We start from the raw sequence: 16,453 nt of genomic DNA on the forward strand, positions 1-16,453 counted from the left end.
CGCAGCGATTGTGCCAGCCGCGCGTCGCCGGGCACCCACCTGAAGACGTTCTTAAGGTCCACCCATGACGCTGGCCCGGCAACATCCACCGACCGCAGACTGGGTGGCATGAGCCAATCCGCTGAGTGGATGACGACCGCTCGGGTGGTTCGTCGTCTCGGCTTCGGGGCCACGGGCGTTGACGTGGATGCGGCCGTCGGCCGCGGGGTGGCCGCATATGTCGCCGAGGCGTTGGCGCCCACCCGCGACGATCAGGGGGTCGCGGCCACCCCCGCACCGTCATTGCCACACCTGACGCCCGCGGGTAAACAGGCGTCCGCGGACGAGCGCAAGAAGGCCCGAGCACAGATCGCCGAACAGCAGAAGGTGGTGACCACCTGGTGGATCCACCGGATGGTCGCCGCGCAGCACCCGACCACGGAAAAGCTCACCTTCCTGTGGCACAACCACTTCGCGACATCGCTGGGCAAGGTCCGCAGCGCACAGGCGATGTTGGCCCAGAACGAGAAGCTGCGCAGCATGGGACTCGGCGAGTTCCGCCCACTCGCCTACGCCATGCTCACCGACGCCGCGATGTTGCAGTGGCTGGACGGCTCGAAGAACGTCAAGGACTCCCCCAACGAGAACCTGGCCCGAGAGTTCATGGAGTTGTTCGCGCTCGGGCACGGCAACGGCTACACCGAGAACGACGTCCGGGAGGGGGCCAGGGCACTGACCGGATGGCGGACCGATGCCGATGGTTCCACCACACTGGTCGACCGCAAACACGACAGCGGGTCCAAGACGGTTCTCGGCGTGACCGGCAACCTCGACGCGGGTGGTTTCTGCGACGCGGTGCTGGATCACCCCGCGTCGGAGGGATACGTCGCGACCCGCTGGTGGCAACAACTCGCGAGCACCTCCGCGCCGTCGAACGCTGCGCTGCAACGCCTCACCACGGCCTACGGGCCGCGCCGTGACCTGCGGGCGCTGATCACCGGCATCGTCACCGACCCCGAGTTCGCGACACCGAACAGCTCCATCGTGATGTCACCGGTCGACTGGGTGGTCGGCGCGACCCGCGCACTGAGCCCGCATGTGGACACCCGCGACCTCACATCGATGACCGGCACCCTGCGCAAGCTGGGGCAACTGCCGTTCCGTCCGCCCAGCGTCGGGGGGTGGCCGGGCGGTCAGGCCTGGCTGTCCACCGCGGGCGCCGAGACCCGCTGGGCCACAGCGACGAAACTCACGAAGCGACCGCAGGTGACGACGGTGGTCGACGCCGCACCCGGCGACCGGATCGATGCCGCGGCGCATCTGCTCGGTGTCGGCGCGTTCTCCGACCGAACGGTCTCGGTACTGAAACCGCACGTCGGCGATCCACCCACCCTCACCGCCATTGCTCTCAACAGCCCCGAATATCTCACCGCCTGAACGGGAGTCAGCATGCGTACACCCATCATCGATCGCCGGCGGTTCCTCCTGGGGTCCGGAGTGCTCGCGGCCCTCGGGGTGGTCGGCGGCGTGACCACGGTGACCGTCGACGAGCTCACCTCGGCGGCGGCGGATCGACCGCGCGCCGTCGGTGACGGTGTGGTGGTGCTGGTCACCATGTATGGCGGCAACGACGGCATCAACACCCTGATCCCGTACGCGGACAACGCATACCACGACAACCGGGCCGAGCTGGCCTACGACCCGGACAAGGTTCTGCACCTCGACGACACACTGGCCCTCAACCCGGCGATGACCGGTTTGGCGGACCAGTGGAAGAAGGGGTCATTGGCAGTGGTCCGCGGCGTCGGGTACCCCAACCCCGACCACAGCCACTTCCGCTCCATGGACATCTGGCAGACCGCGACACCCGCCTCGGCAGTCCACACCGGATGGGTGGGTCGATGGCTCGACGCGACCGGTGACGATCCGTTGCGCGCGGTCAACGTCGGCCCGGTGCTGCCCATGTTGGCCATAGGCGAGAAGTCCACGGCCGCAGCGCTGAACACCACCGGGCATCGGATGCCCGCGTCGGCGGTCGCCACGCTGTCGGCGATGGGGCAACCCGCCGGGTCGGACACCGCCGCGGAGTCCGCGGTCTGCCGCTCCTACGACGCGGAGAAGGCCGCGGCCGCCACCTTCGGCCCGGTGGTGACCGCGCAGCCCGCAGGCAGCGCGGAGAAAGCAGGCGACTCACTGAGCGAACAGCTGCAGACCGTGGGACGGTGCGTCAAAGCCGGGGTGCCGACCAAGGTGTACTCGGTGACCATCGGTGGATTCGACACCCACGCCGACGAACGTGAGACCCAGGAGCGGTTGCTCGGTGAATTCGACAAGGCGGTCTCGGCGTTTCTCACCGACATGGCGAGCGATCCCCGCGGACGGGACGTGGTGCTGATGGCGTATTCCGAGTTCGGACGGCGGGTCAAGGCCAACGCTTCACAGGGCACCGACCACGGCACGGCGGGCCCGGTCTTCGTGGCAGGCACGCCGGTGCGGGGCGGCTTCTACGGTGACGAGCCGAGTCTGACGGATCTCGACGACGGTGACCTCAAGTCCACCGTCGACTTCCGCGACGTGTACGCCGAACTACTCGACAAGGGCATCGGCAACGATCCTACCCCCGCCGTCGGGTCCGACCGCAGGCCCGTCGGTTTTCTCTGACCGTCGCGCATCGGGTCGGCACCGCGGGAGGGCGTTCACCCTCGGAGAAAAGACTGGACCTCAACGTTGGTTGAGGACTTACTGTCACTTGTATGAGCATGCAAGCAGTTGCGTGGGACACGATGTACAAGTCGATGACCGCGCCGGAGGAGACCCGGTTACACCGGGACCGCCGCAGCACCCTGCGGCGCATCGGTGCTTTCGCCCGCCCGCACCGACGACGAATCCTCCTGTTCCTCACCCTGTCGGTGGTCACCGCGCTTCTCACCGTGGTCACGCCGTTGCTGGCCGGTCGAGTGGTCAACCTGATCACCGCGGGTGGACCGGCGGCCACGATCGTCTGGTTGTCCCTCGTCATCGCCGCGATCGCCCTCATCGAGGCCGGATCGAGCGTGTTGACCCGCTGGTACTCGGCGCACATCGGCGAGGGACTGATCCTGGATCTGCGACGGTCGGTGTTCGACCACGTGCAACAGATGCCGGTCGCCTTCTTCACCCGCACCCGGACCGGCGCGCTGGTCAGTCGGCTCAACAACGACGTCATCGGCGCGCAACGGGCCTTCTCCGACACCCTCTCCGGCGTGGTCTCCAATATGGTCACGCTGCTGCTGACCCTCGGTGTGATGTTGGTGATCAGCTGGCCGATCACCCTGCTGACCCTGGTGTTGCTGCCGGTGTTCGTGCTGCCCGCACGGCGGATGGGCAAACGGATGGCCGCACTCTCTCGGGAGGCCGCCGAACACAACGCCCGTATGTCGACACAGATGACCGAACGGTTCTCCGCGCCCGGGGCGACACTGGTGAAACTGTTCGGACGCCCCGACGTCGAGTCCCGCGAGTTCGCCGAACGCGCCGATCGCGTCCGGGACATCGGGGTGCGTCGCGCCATGGTGCAGGCCGTGTTCATGACGGCGCTGACCCTGGTCTCGGCGCTCGCACTGGCGCTGGTCTACGGGCTCGGCGGGTGGCTCGCCGCCCATCAACACCTGTCCGCGGGTGCGGTGGTGTCCCTGGCCCTGCTGCTGACTCGGATGTACGCACCGCTCACCGCCCTGGCCAACGCTCGGGTCGAGATCATGAGCGCCCTGGTCAGTTTCGAGCGCGTCTTCGAGGTGCTGGATCTGCGGCCGTTGATCGCCGACAAGCCGGATGCGCGGGTGGTCGAGCCGGGACCGGTGTCGGTGCGATTCGACCGTGTCTCCTTCGGTTACCCGTCGGCCGACCGGGTGTCGTTGGCGTCGCTCGAGGAGGTCGCCCAGCTGGACACCCGCGGCGGTGTCACCGTGCTGCACGACATCGATCTCGAGGCCCCGGCGGGTTCGATGATCGCCCTGGTGGGTAGCTCCGGTGCGGGCAAATCGACCATCGCACAACTGGTCACGCGGCTCTACGACGTGGACTCCGGTGCGGTCGAGTTGAACGGGGTGGATGTACGCGACCTCACCGCGGCGTCGGTACACCGCACCGTCGGACTGGTCACCCAGGACGGACACCTGTTCCACGACACCGTGCGCGCGAACCTGACGTTGGCCGCGCCGGCGGCGACCGAGGACGACATCTGGGCGGCGCTGCGTCGGGCGCGGCTCGACGAGCTCATCGCGGACCTGCCCGACGGGCTCGAGACGGTGGTCGGCGAACGCGGGTACCGGCTCTCCGGTGGTGAACGCCAGCGACTGACCATCGCGCGTCTGCTACTCGCCGCGCCGTCGGTGGTGGTGCTGGACGAGGCGACCGCCCATCTCGACTCCACGTCGGAGGCCGCGGTGCAGGAGGCGTTGGCCGAGGCACTCGTCGGCCGTACGTCGATCGTCATCGCGCACCGTCTCTCGACCATCCGGTCCGCCGATCAGATCCTGGTGCTCGAAGAGGGGCGCATCGTCGAACGCGGCACCCACCCCGCGTTGCTCGCCGCGGACGGTCGCTACGCGGAGCTGTACCGCACCCAGTTCGCCGATCAGCAGAGCCCCGCGGCCTGAGCCTCGGCCCTACTCCTCGGTCCCGTTCGCCGCGCGCACCAGTTCCACGGCCTGCGCGAGACCCAGCCCGCGGTCCCGACGGCGCAGCGTGCGTATCTGGGCGACCTCACCGTGGATGGGGGCGATGACCTCGCGCACCTCGTCGACGGTCCAGTCCCGTGGCTTGGGGGTCGGCCGCAATCGGGTGAACAGCAACGCGAGGTTCACCGCGATGACCACCACGCCGAGGATCAACCAGGTCCACCGCTTGTCGTCCCACCACCCGACCATCAGATACCCGACGCAACCGATGAGGATCACCGACCCCAGCAGGGTCAACGCCGTGGAGAATCCCCGCAGCAGCGCGAGGTTCGGCCCGGTGGGTTCGTCGTCGTCGATCGGCATGGTTGCACCCTAGCGGGAGCCCGCCACGGGCCCCCGCGCCCCAGGGTGTGGTTCAGCGGAAGGCGTCGTGACCGGTGAGGGCCTTGCCGATCGTCAGTTGATGCATCTCACTGGTGCCCTCGTAGGTCAGCACCGACTCCAGATTGTTGGCATGCCGGATGACCGGGTACTCCAGCGTGATCCCGTTGGCGCCGAGAATGGTTCGACAGGTGCGAGCGATCTCGATTGACTCGCGCACGTTGTTCAGCTTGCCCAGGCTGATCTGCTCCGGGCGGATCCCACCGGCGTCCTTGCGGCGGCCCAGGTGCATGGCCAGCAAGAACCCCTTGCCGAGTTCCAGGGCCATGTCGGCGATCTTGGTCTGCGTGATCTGGTACCCGGACAACGCCTTGTCGAAGACCTCGCGGTCCCCCGCGTAGTCGATCGCGGTCTCCAGACAGTCCCGGGCGGCACCGAGCGCGCCGAACACGATGCCGTATCTGGCCTCGTTCAGGCAGCTCAGCGGCCCCTTGAGTCCCTCCACACCCGGCAGAATCGCCGACTCGGGCAACCGGACGTCGGTGAGAACGAGTTCGGAGGTCACCGACGCCCGCAGGCTCATCTTGTGGGTGATCTCGGGCGCACTGAAACCCGGGGTGTCGGTGGGCACCACGAAACCCCGGATGCCACGGGCCCCCTCGGCCAGGTCGGTCCGCGCCCACACCACGGCGACGTCGGCGACGGACCCGTTGGTGATCCACATCTTGGCGCCGTTGAGCACCCAGTCGTCGCCGTCGCGTTTGGCCACCGTCCGCATGCCCGCCGGGTTGGACCCGAAATCCGGTTCGGTCAGACCGAAACACCCCAGAGCCTCACCGGCGGCCATCCGGGGCAACCATTCGTCCTTCTGCGCGTCACTGCCGAATGCGTGGATGGCGAACATGGCCAACGACCCCTGCACCGAGACGAAGCTGCGCAACCCGCTGTCCACGGCCTCCAGTTCCATACAGGCCAGCCCGTAGGTGGTCGCCGACAGTCCCGCGCAGCCGTAACCCTCGAGATGCATCCCGAAGACCCCGAGCCGGCCGAGTTCGAGGGCGAGGTCGCGGGCGGGCAGGTGCGCCTCCTCGAACCACCCGGCCACATGCGGGCGCAGCTTCTCGTTCCCGAAGGCGCGCACGGTGTCCCGGATCTCGCGTTCGTCGTCGTCGATCAGGTCGTCGAAGGCGAACAGCTCCGGGATGGAGACGGCGGACATGGGTGAACCTCAATCACTGATCAGGCTGGCGACCACGAAGACGATCGACAGCACCACGATGACGACTACCAGAAACCATACGGCCCCGCCGCCGGGCATCGAATCACCTCGGCGCAACGCGACATCGGTGCGATGCCAACGCCAGGCACCCAACACCGCAGCGAGCGCCCCGGTGGCGATCAGCACGATCCCCACGGCCTCGCGGGGACCGGATTCGGGGAAGGCGTCGACCACGTGGAGCACCGCGACCCCGGCGGCGACCAGACCCAGCGCGGTGCGGATCCACGCCAGCACCGTGCGTTCGGCGGCCAGCGTGAACCGCGCGTCGACGGCGTTGCGGGGGCGGGCGTACCGATCGTCGGTGGAATCGTCCTGCCGGGTGGGGGTGACCGACGAGCGGTCAGCCTGCGCGTCCTCGGAGTTCACGCGAGTCATCATCCCTCGTGGCGGCGTGAACGGCCCGCAGGACGAAGTCCGAGGCGATGCGTACGGCCTGCAGGGTCTCCGGATGTTTGCTGGAGATCGCCGGGAAAGCGTGCACCTGCCAGCGGAAACTGTGCCCTTCGACCTCTCCCCCGGCGGCGTCGATACGCTCCACCAGGGTCACGATGTCCGGTTCGAGCATCTCGTCCTCGGCCCAGATGACGACGGTCGGCGGAAGAATCTGCGCGGACAGCTCGTTGATGCTGCGTACCCCGGCCAATTCGATGGGTCCGCGGTCGAACAGCGGCGCGAGTTGCTTCATCTTGGTCAACGGAAGGTACGCGTCGTGACGGCTGCTGCGGTCCGGGTTGTCGGCGAGGTCGAGGTCGAGCAGCGGCGAGAAACCGACGAACGCCGTCGGCCGGGGCAGTCCGTCGCGGACGGCGTACTCGGCGATCTTGCCCGACAGGAAACCGCCCGCGGAGTCACCGGCGACCACCACGTGCCGATATCCGCGTTCCATCACCAGCTCGCGGTAGGCGTAATAGGCGTCGTGTGCCGAGGTACCGACTCCGGCTTCGGGCAACTGCCGGTAGACCAGCGAGAACACCGGCAACTGGGTTGACCGGGACAGTCGCGCGGCGACGGCGCGGTGGGTGCCCAGGCCGCAGACCACGAAGGCACCCCCGTGCAGGTACAACACCGCCGCGCTGCTGTCGCGACCGGTGGGTTGCGCGGGCATGATCAGCTCGACGGGTCGCCCGGCCAGGACCATCTCCTCGCGCACCACCCCCTGGGGCTTGGGACCCCGGGCGGCCAGACCGTCGAATCGGTACAGGCTGCGCAGACCGGTCGCCGACAACGGCCAATGCTTGAGCAACGGGCGGATCAGCAGCCGTGCCCCCAACCAGATCGGGTATGAACCGACACTCGGTCGGCGATGGGTGGTGATCGGCATGATGGTCGAGCCTCCTGGAGACGGTCGCACCCGAGTCCCGGGCTGTCAGCCGGCACGAGTGGACCTCGCGCGGACGAACGTGGTGCACCAACATGAATATCATGCGCTTGGCTACACACTTGCGATTTCAACGTACACCCGTCCAGACCCCGAACACGGCGTGAATGTCCTCGAAATCGCGGCATGTCGTGGTCTCGCTCACCACATCCGGGCACATGTCGGGCCGAACACCCCGCCCGGAGCCGACAGCCTGTTGATCGGGCATGCGCTGTTCACCGTGGTGTCATACGTGCTTCGACGCGTCCGGCGGCAGCCCCTCCTCGGACGTGTTCTGATGTGAGTCGTCGATCGCGAGAAAGGACCTCGGTGCCCCCCACCGTGCCGCCCCAGTACCTGCTGTCCGCCGAGGCCGGTTCGCCGCGCACCCTGGTCGACATCCTGCGCGAGACGGCCGCGGCGAACCCGCAGGCACCCGCGATCGACGACGGGGAGGTCGTGGTCAGCTATGCCGAGGTGCTCGATCTGGTCGCCGACGGCGCCCGGTGGTTGCGTGGTCAGGGCATCGTCGCGGGTGATCGCATCGGGATCCGGATGCCGTCGGGGTCGCGCGAGCTGTATCTGGCCATCCTGTCGACGCTGACCGCGGGCGCGGCGTACGTACCCGTGGACGCCGACGACCCCCACGAGCGGGCGACGCTGGTCTTCGGCGAGGCAGACGTGGCGGCGGTCCTGGATGCCACCGGGCTGCGCAAGTCGGCCCGGTTACGCGAGCGGACTATTCCCGCCGCCGACCAAGCCACCACGGATGGAGACACCGCCGCCGACCCGACCCCCGATGACGACGCCTGGATCATCTTCACCAGCGGGTCCACCGGAACGCCCAAGGGTGTCGCGGTGACACACCGCAATGCGGCCGCGTTCGTCGACGCCGAGGCTGCGCTGTTCCTCACCGACGAACCGGTCGGCCCCGGCGACCGCGTGCTCGCCGGCCTCTCGGTCGCCTTCGACGCGTCGTGCGAAGAAATGTGGCTGGCCTGGCGCCACGGGGCGTGTCTGGTCCCGGCACCGCGCGCATTGGTGCGCAGTGGAATGGATCTCGGGCCGTGGCTGGTGCAGCGCGACATCACCGTGGTCTCCACCGTTCCCACGCTGGCGTCGTTGTGGCCGGCCGAGGCCCTGGAGGCCGTGCGACTGCTCATCTTCGGCGGTGAGGCGTGCCCGCCCGAGCTCGGTGAGCGCTTGGCCGTCCCCGGTCGTGAGGTGTGGAACACCTACGGACCCACCGAGGCGACGGTGGTGGCCTGCGCAGCACAACTCGACGGAAGTCGGCCGGTGCGGATCGGTCTGCCGCTGCGCGGGTGGGATCTGGCGGTGGTCGACACCACGGGTGAGCCGGTGGCCGTCGGCGAGATCGGCGAGCTGGTGATCGGGGGCGTCGGGTTGGCCCGCTACCTGGACCCGGTGAAGGACGCCGAGAAGTACTCCCCGATGCCCACGCTGGGGTGGGAGCGCGCGTATCGCAGCGGCGACCTGGTGCGGCTCGACGAGGAGGGTCTGGTCTTCCAGGGCCGGGCCGACGACCAGGTCAAGGTGGGTGGTCGGCGCATCGAACTCGGCGAGGTGGACAACGCCCTGCAGCACCTGCCCGGCGTCGGCGGCGCCGCGGCCGCGGTCCGCACCAGCGCAGCGGGAAACACCCTGCTGATCGGGTATCTGGTGTCGACCGACCCCGACTTCGATCTGGGCGCCGCGCACCGACTCCTCGCCGAACAACTGCCCGCCGCGCTGGTCCCGCGTCTCGCCCTCATAGACGAGCTCCCCACCCGCACGTCGGGCAAGGTGGACCGCAACGCGCTGCCGTGGCCGCTGCCGGGCGCAGGGGATGAGGACTCCGACACCGGCGACCTCGGTGAGACCGAACGGTGGGTGGCCGGTTGCTGGACCGCGGTGCTCGGGGTGACCGTGAGCAGCGCGGACGCCGACTTCTTCGCCGAGGGTGGTGGGTCGCTGGCCGCGGCTCAACTCGTCACGGCACTGCGGGAACGCTATACCGACATCACCGTCGCCGACCTCTACGACCACCCCCGGCTGGGATCGCTGGCCGAGATGCTGGACGAACGAACGCCCGACATCGTCACCGAACCCCGAGAGGTCACCCCGACCCCGGCGCGGGCGGGTCTGGTGCAGATGGCGCTGGCGGTCCCGTTGACGACGCTGACCGGCGTGCAGTGGGCGGTGTGGCTGGCGCTGGCGAACAACGTGATCCTCTCGGTCGCCGACGTTCCCTACCTGCGCCACGCGCCCTGGTGGTTGGTCGTGGTCGGGTTCGGTGTGTTCATCACGCCGATCGGCCGGATGGTGATCGCCGCCGGCAGCTGTCGGCTGCTGTTGCGCGGTGTAAGACCGGGCACCTACCCGCGGGGCGGGGGTGTGCACCTGCGACTGTGGGTGGCCGAGCGGCTCACCGAGGCCAGCGGCGCGGCCAACATCGCCGGCGCCCCGTGGATGATCTACTTCGCCCGGTCGCTGGGCGCCACGCTCGGCCGTGGCGTGGACCTGCACACCCTGCCCCCGGTCACCGGTCTGATCACCCTCGGCGACGGCTGTTCGGTGGAACCCGAGGTGGACCTGTCGGGGTGGTGGATCGACGGTGACGTGGTGCACATCGGCGAGATCATCGTCGCCGAGGGCGCGACCATCGGAGCCCGCTCCACTCTGCTCCCCGGATGCGTGGTCGGCCGCGACGCCGAGGTCGGCCCCGGGTCGGCGGTCATCGGCAAGGTGAAACCCCGGCAGCACTGGGCCGGATCGCCCGCGGTGAAGACGGGCAAGGCCGAACGGCCCTGGCCGAAACAGCGACCGCCGCGCGGTGCCCAGTGGGTTCCGGTCTACGGCATCACGTCGATCCTGCTGGCCGGCATCCCCTTGGTGGCCCTGGCAGCAGGGCTGGCCGTGATGTCCAGCTGGGCCCTACAGACCGATCGGTTGTCTGCCTTCGCCCTGCGCGCGCTCGCTCTGCTCCCGGCTGCCACCGCGACCAGCCTGCTGGTCTTCGCGGCGATCACCGTGGTCCTGGTACGCCTGCTGGCGATCGGGATGCGACAGGGCTATCACCCCGTGCGCTCGCGGATCGGGTGGCAGGTGTGGGCCACCGAACGCCTGATGGACGCGGCGCGTACGTATCTGTTCCCGCTGTACGCGAGCCTGCTGACCCCGTGGTGGTTCCGCCTGCTCGGCGTGAAGGTGGGCGCGGGTACCGAGATCAGCACCGCGTTGGTCATCCCCAAGTTCACCACCGTCGGCGAGGGCGCCTTCCTCGCCGACGACACCATGGTCGCCTCCTACGAGCTCGGCGGCGGGTGGATCCACATCGACGAGGCCAAGATCGGCAAGCGGGCGTTCCTGGGCAACTCCGGGATGACCGGGCCGGGCCGGAAGGTGCCGAAGAACAGTCTCGTCGCGGTGCTCTCCGCCACCCCGTCCAAGGCGAAGTCGGGATCGAGCTGGCTGGGCAGCCCCCCGGTCCGACTCCGAAGGACCGCGGCACGCACCGACTCCTCGCGCACCTTCGACCCGCCCACCAAGCTGCGCGTCGCTCGGGCCGCGGTGGAGACGCTGCGACTGATCCCGGTGATGCTGAGCTTTGCCATCGGCCTGTTCGTGCTGGTCGATCTGCAGTTCATCGCGACCAGGACCACGTGGTGGATCACCGGATTGCTGAGCGGCCTGGTGGTGCTCGTCGCGGGGGCCATCGCCTGTTGCTGCGCCGCAGCGGCGAAATGGCTGGTGGTCGGACGGATCCGGGTGTCGGAAGCGCCGCTGTGGAGTTCTTTCGTCTGGCGTAACGAGCTGTCCGACGCGTTCGTCGAGACCGTGGCCGCACCGTGGTTCGCCAACGCGGCCACCGGCACCCCCATCCTCAACATCTGGTTGCGCCTGCTCGGGGCGCGCATCGGTCGCGGCGTGTGGTGTGAGACCTACTGGCTGCCCGAGGCCGACCTGGTGACCCTCGGTGACGGTGCCACCGTGCAGCGCGGCTGCGTGGTGCAGACCCACCTGTTCCACGACCGGGTGATGGCCATGGACCGCGTCACCCTCGGCGCGGGCGCGACCCTCGGACCACACTGTGTCGCGCTGCCCGCCTCGGGTCTCGGCGACAACGCGACCGTCGGGCCGGCCTCGTTGGTGATGCGCGGCGACGTGGTACCGGACAACACCCGGTGGCAGGGCAACCCCATCGCACCCTGGCGGGACTGACGGGGGCCCTGCCGAGGTCAGGAGCGGCGGAAACGTCCGGTGAGGTAGTGGTCACCGCCGATCCGACCGGTGCCTGCCAGTCCCACCGCCAACAGCCCGGCGATGAGCGCGGCGGGCCACTCCCACCCGCCGTCGGAGTTCCAGAAACCCTTGTCGGCATGGACGTAGGCGATGGCACCGATCATGTCGGCGATCAGCAGGATCGATACGAGCGGCACCAGTACGCCGAGGATCAACAACACGCCACCGGCCAGCTCCACCCAGGTCGCGTAGTAGGCAGCGGCCTTCGGAAAGGGGATGCCGACCGAATCGAAGAACGAGGTGGTGCCCGAGATCTTCATCGTGTGGAACTTCTGCCACCCGTGGGCGATGAAGATGATGCCCAGCAACACGCGGGCGACGAACGATGCGAAGTTGCGCGATATACCCATGACCGTGGATACGCCTTCCGGCTCGAGGTGTGAATGAAGCGCCCAGCATAGAAGATTCGGACCAGAGTCCGCTTACGAACCGGTGGCCCTGCCTCTGGAGCGCCCCGGCGACACATGCCATGTAACGTCAACGAGCGACGAGGGTTGGGTGGAACAGGAGGATCGGTGTCAGGTAAATCCGACAGAAGCGGCACGTTGCGCCCCCTGCTCGGTGACCCGACCGACGGCATTGATCCGTATCTCCCCGACAACGGCAACCTCGGCTACCGGGTGACCCGGTACGACCTCGACCTCGAGTACAAGGTCGACAGCAACCGACTCTCCGGTGAAGCCGTCATCACCGCCACCACCATCAACGAGCTGGGACGATTCGCCCTCGACCTGTCCGACGCGTTGCGGGTGGAGAAGATCACGGTGAACGGCAAGCGGCCTTCCCGGCACAGCCACCGCAACCGCAAATTGTCCATCACCCCGGCGACGCCGTTGGCCCCCGGTGCAGCGATGACGATCGCGATCCGGTATTCCGGGCAACCGCGTCCCATCCGCGGCACCTGGGGCGAGGTCGGGTGGGAGGAACTCACCGAGGGTGCGCTGTGCGCGAATCAGCCGAACGGCGCGGCGTCCTGGTTCCCGTGCGACGACCATCCCAGTTCCAAGGCCCCGTACCGGATCTCGGTGACCACCGACTCGCCCTACTACGCCGTCGCCAACGGGGTGCTCACCCGCAAGCGGACCCGTGCGTCGCAGACCACCTGGACGTATGACCAGGTCGAGCCGATGGCCACCTATCTCGCCGGTGTCCAGATCGGCGCGTACTCCAAGGTCACACTGGCCAAGCGCCCGGTGCCGGTGCACGCGGTGTTACCCGACCGGCTGCGTCACAATCTGGCGAGCTCCTTCGACCGCCAGGTCCAGATGATGGAAGCGTTCCGGGAGATGTTCGGGCCCTACCCGTTCCCCGAGTACACGGTGGTGATCACCGATGACGACCTGGAGATCCCACTCGAGGCGCAGGGTTTCTCCACCTTCGGCGCCAACCACTGCACTGCGGACCACCGCTGGGAACGACTGATCGCGCACGAGCTGGCCCACCAATGGTTCGGCAACTCGCTGACCCTGTTCCGTTGGCAGGACATCTGGCTACACGAAGGATTCGCCTGTTACGCCGAGTGGCTGTGGTCGGAGTGGTCGGGTGGCCCGTCGGCCGAGGAGCTCGCGCTGCGGTACCACGAACGGCTACGCAACCTGAGTCAGGATCTGGTGATCGGCGATCCCGGCCCGGAGAAGATGTTCGACGACCGGGTCTACAAGCGTGGCGCACTCACCCTGCACGCACTACGCGCGCAGATCGGAGGCGACAAGTTCTTCGAACTGATCAAGGACTGGGTCAGCAGCTACCGGTACGGCACGGTGACCACCGGGGACTTCACCTCCCTCGCGGCCCGGCATTCACACACCTCGCTCGACCAGCTGTGGCAGCAATGGCTGTTCGACGAGCGGCTACCGGGTTTCCCGTACGCCTGAGGTGTCGGCGGGACCGGCAGCGGTACCCAGCGAGCCGAGGTAGCCGTCGACGGCGTCGTAATCCGGCAACAGACCGGCACGCGCCGCGTCGTCCAGTGACGGTGCCGCGGTGTCTTTCTCAGACAGCTCGTAACGAAGTCGGGTCTCGCCGTACCGGTCGGTGGCCGGCCACTCTATGGCGACCGTCGGGTCCAGCGGATGTACCCCGTGTTCGGCCGACGGGTCGTACCCGCTTGAGCAGAGGTACCCGACGGTGGATCCTTCGGCCAGGGAACAGAACCCGTGGCCCAAACCCTCGGACAGGTACACCGCCCGACGGTCCACGTCGTCCAGTAACACGCTGTCCCACTGACCGAACGTCGGCGAACCGACGCGGATGTCGACGATGACGTCGAAGATGGCCCCGCTCAAACAGGTGACGTACTTGGCCTGACCCGGTGGCACGTCGGCGAAGTGGATGCCTCGCACGGCCCCCGCCCCGGACACCGAGACGTTCATCTGCGCGAGATCGAAGCGGTGGCCGATGGTCTCGGCGAGTACATCGGACTTGAAGGCCTCCAGGAACACCCCCCGGGAGTCACCGAACTGTCGGGGGGTGAGCTCCCACGCGCCGGCGATGGTCAACGGACGAATCTGCATGCCGCTCACCCGTGCTTCCCGCGTTCCAGCAGGGTGATCAGATAGTCGCCATACCCCGACTTCATGAGTTTCACCGCACGGCTGCGTAATTCGTCATCGTCGATCAGTCCGCGCCGCCAGGCGACTTCCTCGGGTACGGCGATCTTCAACCCCTGCCGCATCTCCACCGTGCGCACGAAGTTCCCGGCATCGAGCAGCGAGTCGAAGGTACCGGTGTCCAGCCAGGCGGTGCCGCGGGGCAAGACCTGCACCTGCAGCCTCCCGGCCCGCAGGTAGCTCGCGTTGATGTCGGTGATCTCGTATTCACCGCGCGCACTGGGGGTCAACCCCTTGGCCATCGCGACCACGTCGTTGTCGTAGAAGTACAGTCCGGGCACTGCGTAGTTCGACCGCGGATCCCGTGGCTTCTCCTGTAGAGACAGCGCCCGACCGTCGGTGTCGAACTCCACCACCCCGTAGGCCTCGGGGTTGCGCACCCAGTAGGCGAAGACAGCGCCGCCGTCCACGTCGTGGAACCGCATCAGCTGTTCGCCGAGGCCGGGGCCGTAGAAGATGTTGTCACCCAGGACCAGGGCCACCGAGTCGCCACCGATGAACTCCTCGCCCAAGACGAAGGCCTGCGCGAGTCCGTCCGGGGACTGCTGCACCTTGTAGGAGATGTGGACCCCGAATTGCTCGCCGTTGCCCAGCAGGTGCTGGAAGGCCGGCGCGTCGTGTGGAGTGGTGATGATGAGGATGTCATCGATACCCGCGAGCATCAGCGTGGTCAGCGGGTAGTAGATCATCGGCTTGTCGTATACCGGCACCAACTGCTTGCTGACCCCCTGGGTGATGGGGTGCAAGCGGGTGCCGGTCCCACCGGCGAGAATGATTCCGCGCATGGTGAAAGGCTAGAGGCGCGCGACTTTCCTGGCACCCCGAACCTGCGGCATCAGTCGGTATCCTGGGCCGCGACCAGCCCACTCCGGAGGAGATCACATGCAGATCGTGGTGACCGGTGGCGCCGGTTTCATCGGGGCGAATTTCGTGCTGCGCACCCTGCAGCACCGTCCTGACGTGCGGATCAGCGTGCTCGACGCGCTCACCTACGCCGCCAATCCCGAAACCTTGGCGCCGGTGGCGGACCGGATCCGACTCATCGAAGGCGACATCGCCGACGCGGAGATCGTCGACGATGTGGTGCGGTCGGCCGACCTGGTGGTGCACTTCGCCGCCGAGTCCCACAACGACAATTCGCTGGCCGATCCGTCGGTGTTCGTGCGGACCAACCTGGTGGGCACCTATACGTTGTTGGAGGCTGTTCGTCGTCACGGGGTGCGCTTCCATCACGTCAGCACGGACGAGGTGTACGGCGATCTCGCACTCGACGCCCCGGCGCGGTTCACCGAGTCGACCCCGTACAACCCGTCGAGTCCCTACAGCTCCACCAAGGCCGGTAGCGATCTGCTGGTTCGCGCGTGGGTCCGTAGCTTCGGCGTGCAGGCGACCTTGTCGAACTGTTCGAACAACTACGGGCCGTACCAGCACATCGAGAAGTTCATCCCCCGGCAGATCACCAACGTGCTCAGCGGGATCCGTCCCAAGCTGTACGGTACCGGCGCGAACGTCCGCGACTGGATCCACGTGGACGACCACAACGACGCGGTCTGGACCATCATCGACAAGGGTCGCATCGGTGACACGTACCTCATCGGCGCCGACGGCGAGACCGACAACCGCACGGTGGTGCAGACCATCCTGGAATTGCTCGACCAACCCCGCGACGCCTTCGATTTCGTGACCGACCGTCCGGGACACGATCTGCGGTACGCCATCGACTCCACCCGCCTGCGCACCGAACTCGATTGGCGTCCAGAGTATGTGGACTTTCGTTCGGGTCTCGCCGCGACCGTGCGGTGGTACCGGGACAATGCCGATTGGTGGCAGCCGTACAAGCAGCAGGTGGAGAGCGGGTATGCACAGACCGAGAACGTCCTCGGCTGAG

Annotated in this window: 13 protein-coding genes; 6 read left to right on the top strand and 7 right to left on the bottom strand. The window is 67.7% G+C overall.

Going from position 1 to position 16,453, the window contains the following annotated elements:
* Positions 1–108 precede the first annotated feature (108 nt).
* The 3 genes from BW971_RS08590 to BW971_RS08600 all read left to right on the top strand — a co-directional run bounded on the left by BW971_RS08590 (position 109) and on the right by BW971_RS08600 (position 4,616).
* Positions 109–1,416: a DUF1800 domain-containing protein gene (locus tag BW971_RS08590; protein ID WP_076478563.1), complete on the top strand. Its 1,308-nt coding sequence runs from the start codon at positions 109–111 to the stop codon at positions 1,414–1,416.
* A gap of 12 nt (positions 1,417–1,428) precedes the next feature.
* Entirely contained in the window at positions 1,429–2,640 is a 1,212-nt protein-coding gene (locus BW971_RS08595; RefSeq protein WP_076478565.1) for a DUF1501 domain-containing protein, read from the top strand.
* A gap of 92 nt (positions 2,641–2,732) precedes the next feature.
* A complete protein-coding gene (locus tag BW971_RS08600; RefSeq protein ID WP_076478568.1) occupies positions 2,733–4,616 on the top strand; it encodes an ABC transporter ATP-binding protein in 1,884 nt (627 codons plus the stop codon).
* 9 nt (positions 4,617–4,625) lie between these two features.
* Here the strand turns inward: BW971_RS08600 and BW971_RS21645 are convergent, their stop codons facing one another.
* Genes BW971_RS21645 through BW971_RS08620 form a run of 4 tightly spaced genes read right to left on the bottom strand, consistent with a single transcriptional unit; the run spans position 4,626 to position 7,618 of the window.
* Complete coding sequence (locus BW971_RS21645) at positions 4,626–5,000, bottom strand: hypothetical protein (RefSeq protein ID WP_076478570.1); 375 nt, start codon at positions 4,998–5,000, stop codon at positions 4,626–4,628.
* 52 nt (positions 5,001–5,052) lie between these two features.
* Positions 5,053–6,237, bottom strand: a complete 1,185-nt coding sequence (locus BW971_RS08610) for an acyl-CoA dehydrogenase family protein (RefSeq protein WP_076478572.1) — start codon at positions 6,235–6,237, stop codon at positions 5,053–5,055.
* Positions 6,238–6,246: 9 nt separating this feature from the next.
* Positions 6,247–6,663: a YidH family protein gene (locus tag BW971_RS08615; RefSeq protein WP_234974307.1), complete on the bottom strand. Its 417-nt coding sequence runs from the start codon at positions 6,661–6,663 to the stop codon at positions 6,247–6,249.
* On the bottom strand, positions 6,638–7,618 hold the full coding sequence (locus BW971_RS08620; RefSeq protein WP_076478576.1) for an alpha/beta hydrolase: 981 nt from the start codon (positions 7,616–7,618) through the stop codon (positions 6,638–6,640). The genes BW971_RS08615 and BW971_RS08620 overlap by 26 nt, the downstream gene beginning before the upstream one ends.
* A gap of 366 nt (positions 7,619–7,984) precedes the next feature.
* Between BW971_RS08620 and BW971_RS08630 the strand changes: the two genes are divergently transcribed.
* Entirely contained in the window at positions 7,985–11,875 is a 3,891-nt protein-coding gene (locus BW971_RS08630; protein WP_076478581.1) for a Pls/PosA family non-ribosomal peptide synthetase, read from the top strand.
* A gap of 17 nt (positions 11,876–11,892) precedes the next feature.
* Here BW971_RS08630 and BW971_RS08635 read toward each other — a convergent pair whose 3' ends face one another.
* A complete protein-coding gene (locus BW971_RS08635; RefSeq protein WP_076478583.1) occupies positions 11,893–12,306 on the bottom strand; it encodes a DoxX family protein in 414 nt (137 codons plus the stop codon).
* 165 nt (positions 12,307–12,471) lie between these two features.
* On the opposite strand from BW971_RS08635, the gene BW971_RS08640 reads away from it, so the two are divergent.
* Positions 12,472–13,830 (top strand): M1 family metallopeptidase, encoded by a 1,359-nt coding sequence (locus tag BW971_RS08640; protein WP_076478585.1) that lies wholly within the window; start codon positions 12,472–12,474, stop codon positions 13,828–13,830.
* On the opposite strand, the gene BW971_RS08645 is transcribed toward BW971_RS08640, so the two are convergent.
* Positions 13,807–14,469: a dTDP-4-dehydrorhamnose 3,5-epimerase family protein gene (locus BW971_RS08645; protein ID WP_076478875.1), complete on the bottom strand. Its 663-nt coding sequence runs from the start codon at positions 14,467–14,469 to the stop codon at positions 13,807–13,809. The genes BW971_RS08640 and BW971_RS08645 overlap by 24 nt on opposite strands.
* 5 nt (positions 14,470–14,474) lie before the next feature.
* Complete coding sequence (gene rfbA / locus BW971_RS08650; protein WP_076478587.1) at positions 14,475–15,350, bottom strand: glucose-1-phosphate thymidylyltransferase RfbA; 876 nt, start codon at positions 15,348–15,350, stop codon at positions 14,475–14,477.
* A gap of 97 nt (positions 15,351–15,447) precedes the next feature.
* Between rfbA and rfbB the strand changes: the two genes are divergently transcribed.
* The gene (gene rfbB, locus BW971_RS08655; protein ID WP_076478589.1) at positions 15,448–16,452 is read left to right on the top strand and encodes a dTDP-glucose 4,6-dehydratase; all 1,005 of its coding nucleotides are present in this window, start codon (positions 15,448–15,450) and stop codon (positions 16,450–16,452) included.
* Position 16,453 lies beyond the last annotated feature (1 nt).

This window comes from Williamsia sterculiae, from assembly GCF_900156495.1.
Lineage (GTDB): Bacteria > Actinomycetota > Actinomycetes > Mycobacteriales > Mycobacteriaceae > Williamsia_B > Williamsia_B sterculiae.

Bases quoted from the DNA above. Each gene is read 5' to 3' on its own strand.
- BW971_RS08610 (WP_076478572.1), bottom strand. From the start codon at position 6,237: ATGTCCGCCGTCTCCATCCCGGAGCTGTTCGCCTTCGACGACCTGATC.
- BW971_RS08620 (WP_076478576.1), bottom strand. From the start codon at position 7,618: ATGCCGATCACCACCCATCGCCGACCGAGTGTCGGTTCATACCCGATC.
- BW971_RS08645 (WP_076478875.1), bottom strand. From the start codon at position 14,469: ATGCAGATTCGTCCGTTGACCATCGCCGGCGCGTGGGAGCTCACCCCC.
- rfbA (WP_076478587.1), bottom strand. From the start codon at position 15,350: ATGCGCGGAATCATTCTCGCCGGTGGGACCGGCACCCGCTTGCACCCC.
- BW971_RS08590 (WP_076478563.1), top strand. From the start codon at position 109: ATGAGCCAATCCGCTGAGTGGATGACGACCGCTCGGGTGGTTCGTCGT.
- rfbB (WP_076478589.1), top strand. From the start codon at position 15,448: ATGCAGATCGTGGTGACCGGTGGCGCCGGTTTCATCGGGGCGAATTTC.
- BW971_RS08635 (WP_076478583.1), bottom strand. From the start codon at position 12,306: ATGGGTATATCGCGCAACTTCGCATCGTTCGTCGCCCGCGTGTTGCTG.
- BW971_RS21645 (WP_076478570.1), bottom strand. From the start codon at position 5,000: ATGCCGATCGACGACGACGAACCCACCGGGCCGAACCTCGCGCTGCTG.
- BW971_RS08595 (WP_076478565.1), top strand. From the start codon at position 1,429: ATGCGTACACCCATCATCGATCGCCGGCGGTTCCTCCTGGGGTCCGGA.
- BW971_RS08600 (WP_076478568.1), top strand. From the start codon at position 2,733: ATGAGCATGCAAGCAGTTGCGTGGGACACGATGTACAAGTCGATGACC.